Consider the following 5637-nt stretch of genomic DNA (forward strand, 5'->3'; position numbering starts at 1 on the left):
GAAAATTTTTTAGCCAATTTTGGCTGTGGGAAGCCAAAATTTGTGACTGAACTGCATTCATTTTGCAAAATCAATTCATTTCAAAATGAAAAATACAGATTAAAAATCGGCAAATCTGTAACCACCTGAGGCAACGACTTGGCATAGCCCAAGCACTCATAAATGACCCCGACTTTTTGATATTTGATGAACCAACATCAGGACTTGATCCCCGTACAACTCATGAAGTGAGAGGTATTGTTCAATCGCTTACTAAAAAAAACATAACACTCATTCTTTCATCTCATCTGCTTCATGAAGTACAACAAATATGCGATACGGTTGCAATCATAGACAAAGGCAAACTTATTAAAAAGGACAAGATTAGTAATCTGATAAATGAAACAAAAGCAAAGGGTATTCAACTCACAATTACCTGCTTGAATCTTACCGATGAAATCGTTAAAACAGTCGAAGCGGTAAAGGGCGTTGAATACGTGAGTGCAGAGGGAAAAAATATTGTCGTTTACATCCGCGACGAACAAGTGGCAGCAGATATTAACGCTGCAATAATAAATGCTGGAGGGAGAATCACAAAGATGGAAGAATCAACGCCAAACCTCGAAGAAATATTTCTTAAACTAACTGGAGGGGATTAAAATGAATATTTCTTTTGCGTCCGTCATAACAATTGCTCGGAAAGAGTTTTACGAATATTTAAAGACCAAACGATTGCTTATAGTAGGCGGGTTGTATGCAATCGGATTTCTTCTCGCAGTTAGTATCATGTCATACTATAAGAGCCCCGATGATTTTCGGTCTCTTATATCAACTGCCCACTCCATCGTTTCTATATTTTACATCCTGCTTCCTATTACCCTTTCTTATGATTTGATAGCAGGGGAGTGGAGCAGAAAATCCATATTTCTCTTGCTTTCAAAATCTGTCAACAGGGAAGAAGTAATCATTGGCAAATTTTTAGGCATTTCCATAATTATTTGTACTGTACTTATACCTGTTGCTACCATAGGTCATCTCATTGCCATTGCTGCTCTTGGCAACCCTGGTTTGGAAAGCATGGGAAGGGCATATGCGTATCTCGCTGTTATCCTTTTAGGCACTGCTTGCTACATTTCTTTTTCTCTGCTGTTCTCCACAATTACACGTACTACTGCAACAGCACTTATTTCCTCCATTATAGTGGGATGGTTTGGTTTAAATATGGTATACCCAATTGCCAATCTCTTTCGTTTTCTCACAGGGCATGGCAGTGATTCAACACCCTTATACGGCAAAATTGCCTTTGCGATTTCTCCGAGCAATTGCATGGCGGCAACTACACAAATTTTGTCTGACAAAATCATGGGCTTTTCAACAGGAAATATTTATCCAATCTCAATCTTTCAGGCAGTCATCATGATGGCAGTATTTTGTATAGTAATTTTCATTATTGCTCTTACATTATTCAAACGGAAAGAGCTGACATAGATAGATTTCACTCTCCATATCATTACTTGTATGTCACCTGAAAATTCACTCAAAACAATTTTGCCACTTCCTTTGCCACGCTTACTTTGCTGTGGGCACTTTCAATTGTATCCGTTGCCACTATTTCTTTACATCCTGCTTGTAAAATTCTTTCATCTGCATTTTTTACGAATAAGCCGTGGATACATGCCGCATATACCGCATTTGCTTCCTGTTGCTTCAGCATTTCTACCGCCTTTGCCATTGTTCCTCCTGTAGAAATAATATCGTCAAGGATGAGAAGTTTTTTGTCTTTCACGTTCATATCTTTTATTTTCATCTTCACCTCACTACCGCTTATCCTCGTTTTCTCGAAATAGTTATGATCACATCCTATTACTCCAGCAGCTTTTTGTGCCATCGATAGCGCACCCTTATCTGGGGCTATGACAGCATCCACCTTTCCCTCAAAGTATTCCGCCAGCACAGGCATGCCATCGCAATTTTTTGTCTTTATGCTGAAAAAATTTATAATATGTTCTTTGTGAGGATTTATTAAAATGACGCTGGCTGCATCCTGCTCGAGCAGCCGTGCCATTTTTTCCGCACTTATTGCCTCTCCATCATCAAATGTTTTGTCCTGTCTCCCGTAGCCGTAGTAAGGGATTACCAAACTTATTTTTTCCACACCCATTTTTCTTGCTGCATCCTGAAGCAGGAACATCTCGATGATGTTGTCATCTGGATACGTATTTTGAACAATTATAGCCTCATCAATGTTTTCATGCAGACGCACGTAGCACTCCCCATCCGGAAATCTTTTTATGGTTACATTTGCAATTGGCACATTCAGCTCATCAGACAAATTTTTTGCCAGAGCGGGGGAAGAAGAACCAGCTATAATTTTTTTCATAAGATGGAATCAGTTAACGCCTTTTAAATTTTTAATTATTCATTGAATTAAATCAGGCAGTTCAATAAGGAATTGCAATATTTTCCTGACCGCATCCTTGCAAAATTCTGTAACATCCCATATCCCAAATTTATATCTATCAGAAAAGCTTGCAGTTCAGCAACGGAATTCACCGTGTTACGATTTTATAGGAACGTCGAATATTCTTATATTATAACTGTGAGATCATGCTATGGAAACGCCGGAGGCACGGCAACAGATAAAGCGCGTATATTACAATTTATGATGCCCGTACCTTCCCCCTGTCTTGCATGCTGAAAGATAATCCTGCTGGATGTTATAATTCCTTTGCAGATTTCTCAATTACATTTCCTCCAGTGCTTCTATTCCTAACAGGCATAGCGCATTTTTTAATGTCTGCTCCGTTGCATGTACAAGCATCAATCTTTCTTTTTCTTTTTCATCACCGACAACACGACAATCCCTGTAAAAGGTATTAAATGCGGCTGCAAGTTTGTATGCATATTCTGCAAGGAACGCTGGATTGAGTTCATCCTGGCATTTTTTAATCACCTCTGGAAACGAGGCAATCACTTTCAATAGGTGTATTTCCTGGGCATGCTTGTAACTTGAAAAATCGATTTTCGGTATGTCAATATTTTCTTTTCCAGCTTTTTTAATGACTGAACAGCATCGTGCGTGAGCGTACTGGATAAACGGTGCGGATTCTCCCTCAAAATTTAATGCCTCTTCCCATCTGAATGTAATGGCCTTCTCCGGCTTGACTTTCACAATGTTGTATCTTATCGCACCTGTCCCAACTTTTTCGGCAATGAACCTTGCTTTTTTTTCCGGCAGTTCCCTTTTCTTCTTCACTTCCTGATATGCTCTTTCGACAGATTCTTCAATCAGCTCATCCAGATAAACCACCCGGCCGCGCCGTGTGGACATCTTTCCTTCAGGTAGGGAAACAAAGGAATAAAAGACGGTGATTGGAACTTTTGAATTAAGAATTTTGAGGGCTATCTCCACCAGCTTCACCTCCAGCTTATGGTCTTCACCGAGAATGTTTATCAGCACATCCGCCTTTTTTCCTTTCCATATGTGATAGGCTATATCCTTTGTGGCATAGAGGGATGTACCATCTTTTCTTGTTAAGAAAAATTTTTTGTTTCTTCCATGAACCCCGAAAGGCTCAAGGTCGAGATATATGGCGTTATCTTCGCACCTTGCAAATTCTGTCTTTTTCAATTCTTTTATAACATGTTGGACACTTCCATCGAGAACAAATCTTGATTCTTCTACAAAACTGTCAATTTTTATGTTTATTCTTTCCAAACTTTCGAGAATTCCTTTCAGCACTTTTTCATATGAATTTTTAACCAGCTTGAGAGTTTTTTCATCGCCTTTCTCGCATTTTTGTATTATGTCTCCTATCTGTTCCCTCACATTCTCGTCTTTCTCCATCATTTCATATGCTTTCTGGTAAAATGTTACAAGGCGATGGTCTTCCTTTTTTTCTTCTATTTTTATGTCGAGATTATTTAAGCCCCAGAATAGTATTGCCACCTGTTTCCCCATGTCGTCCACGTAAAATTGGGTCTCCGTGTCATGACCTGCAAATCTGAATATCCTGGCGAGAGTGTCCCCGATTATTGGGTTTCTTGCCCTGCCAACGTGCAATGGTCCATTGGGATTCGCAGATGTATGCTCCAGTATTATCTTCTTCCTTGGTCCCTCTTCATACACTTTTTCTGAAATTCTGCTCAGCGTCGCTTCCGCCAGCTTTTTTTCACTTACGAAGAAGTTCACATAACCATTTTTTTCCTCCACCTTTTTGATCCATTCGCTCTTCTTACCCTCGATATATTTTGCAATTTCGGCAGCTATGGTCACGGGGCTTTTTTTTATGCCGGGTGCCAATTGAAAACAGGGGAACGAAAAATCGCCATATCCTTCCGGAGGTATCTCAAGTGTTTCATCAAATTTTTGTTTCCCGTACAGGCTATTTATCGCACTTTTTACAAGGGAAGAAATTTCTTGTCTGAAGTTATCATATGCTTTCATTGTTTACTTAAATGCTATTAATCTCCATTATACGGCTGATACGGGTTGAATGCCGGGTCGCCATAGAGTACAAATTCGTGAAGGCAATGATATTTTTTATCCATGAAATTTCCCTCTTCTCCATTATTTTTATTTAATTCTTCCCAAATCATCTGATTGATTATTTTGCACCCCGTCGTGAGCGTAAGCGGCGGCGTCCACATGAATGTGCTGTTCGCATCCTTCGGCAAATACATGTTTTTCGCATTTCTCAGAGCCATACCCGTCGTATTGTCTCCGTAAGTCATGTCCAGAATAAAGTCCTCAGCAATGACAGCCCCGAAATGCATGTCTGGATATTCATCTTTGAGCAATAGATTGAGGGTGGCGTTAACAAATCCCTTTGCCCCAAATCCCTTTAATATCAAACCCGGCTCGAGGTATCCCGGGTCGGCGGTGACGCGGGTCGCAGCCACCATTGCATTTACGCCTGCATGGATATATGCCTGGGAAAGCGTATTTTGGGGCATAAACCCGTCAGTCCTGCCGACGATGCAACTCTCCACAAATATAACCGATGGACCGTATTCCGTATTTGCTATGCTGCGCACGTCATAAGTTCCCTTGCTTGAAAGCCCGCTGCCCATGTAGTAGAATCTCGATGCTGTCGTAAACGGCGGGAAGCCTCGTGCATCCATGAGAATATCTCCTGCTTCATACAAATAATAGAATCCGTGGGCGAAAGTAAAAATGATATTGCTATTCTGCTGGTTTTCTCCCCCGTTCACCGCTTTTTCGCCGCTTATTGATTCCAGCAGACGCGGAAACAGTATGTATTTTCTTCCCACATCAGTCAAATTGCTGAATCCCACCCTCTGCGACTCAAGCAGGAAAGTATTTTTGACTGTGAAGCCACTCTTTTCCAGATCATCAGTAATGTGAAGATTTGCGAATAAACTTTCGCCGGTCGGCCATTTTGTCGGTTCGTCCCCGCCAGTGACCATATTCAAAAGCGAAGTCAACACGGGCACTTTCTGGAATTCTAAGCCGCATCCGGTCTGGACAGTTGCTGTATTCTTCCATTCTCCCAGCTTTTGTATAATGGCATTGTAAAATATCGTCCTTGCAATCAAAGCGCTGCAGTCTTCAGCATCCCAGCCCGTCACCCTGCCGACAGCGTTTTCCTGAAATGGATAATATGAATAAGTATCGTTTTCTGTATCCTGCAAGTC

At 40.9% G+C, this 5637-nt stretch carries 5 protein-coding genes; 2 read left to right on the forward strand and 3 right to left on the reverse strand.

The window, feature by feature from the left end:
• The first annotated feature begins 158 nt into the window (after positions 1-158).
• Positions 159-638, forward strand: coding sequence for a DUF4162 domain-containing protein (locus tag U9O96_05605; protein MEA2054575.1), 480 nt, complete (start codon positions 159-161; stop codon positions 636-638).
• 1 nt (position 639) lies between these two features.
• Entirely contained in the window at positions 640-1467 is an 828-nt protein-coding gene (locus tag U9O96_05610) for an ABC transporter permease subunit (GenBank protein ID MEA2054576.1), read from the forward strand.
• 49 nt (positions 1468-1516) lie between these two features.
• On the opposite strand, the gene U9O96_05615 is transcribed toward U9O96_05610, so the two are convergent.
• From U9O96_05615 to U9O96_05625, 3 genes are all read right to left on the reverse strand, one after another.
• On the reverse strand, positions 1517-2359 hold the full coding sequence (locus tag U9O96_05615) for a ribose-phosphate diphosphokinase (GenBank protein MEA2054577.1): 843 nt from the start codon (positions 2357-2359) through the stop codon (positions 1517-1519).
• Positions 2360-2722: 363 nt separating this feature from the next.
• Positions 2723-4426, reverse strand: a complete 1704-nt coding sequence (argS, locus tag U9O96_05620; protein ID MEA2054578.1) for an arginine--tRNA ligase — start codon at positions 4424-4426, stop codon at positions 2723-2725.
• Positions 4427-4443: 17 nt separating this feature from the next.
• Positions 4444-5637 (reverse strand): C25 family cysteine peptidase (locus U9O96_05625; protein ID MEA2054579.1); only part of this gene is annotated, 1194 nt, incomplete at its 5' end.

The organism is Candidatus Thermoplasmatota archaeon (genome assembly GCA_034660695.1).
GTDB lineage: Archaea > Thermoplasmatota > E2 > UBA202 > DSCA01 > JAYEJS01.

Excerpts from the sequence above, each read along its gene's own strand:
- U9O96_05610 (MEA2054576.1), top strand. The coding sequence starts at position 640 with ATGAATATTTCTTTTGCGTCCGTCATAACAATTGCTCGGAAAGAGTTT.
- argS (MEA2054578.1), bottom strand. The coding sequence starts at position 4,426 with ATGAAAGCATATGATAACTTCAGACAAGAAATTTCTTCCCTTGTAAAA.
- U9O96_05615 (MEA2054577.1), bottom strand. The coding sequence starts at position 2,359 with ATGAAAAAAATTATAGCTGGTTCTTCTTCCCCCGCTCTGGCAAAAAAT.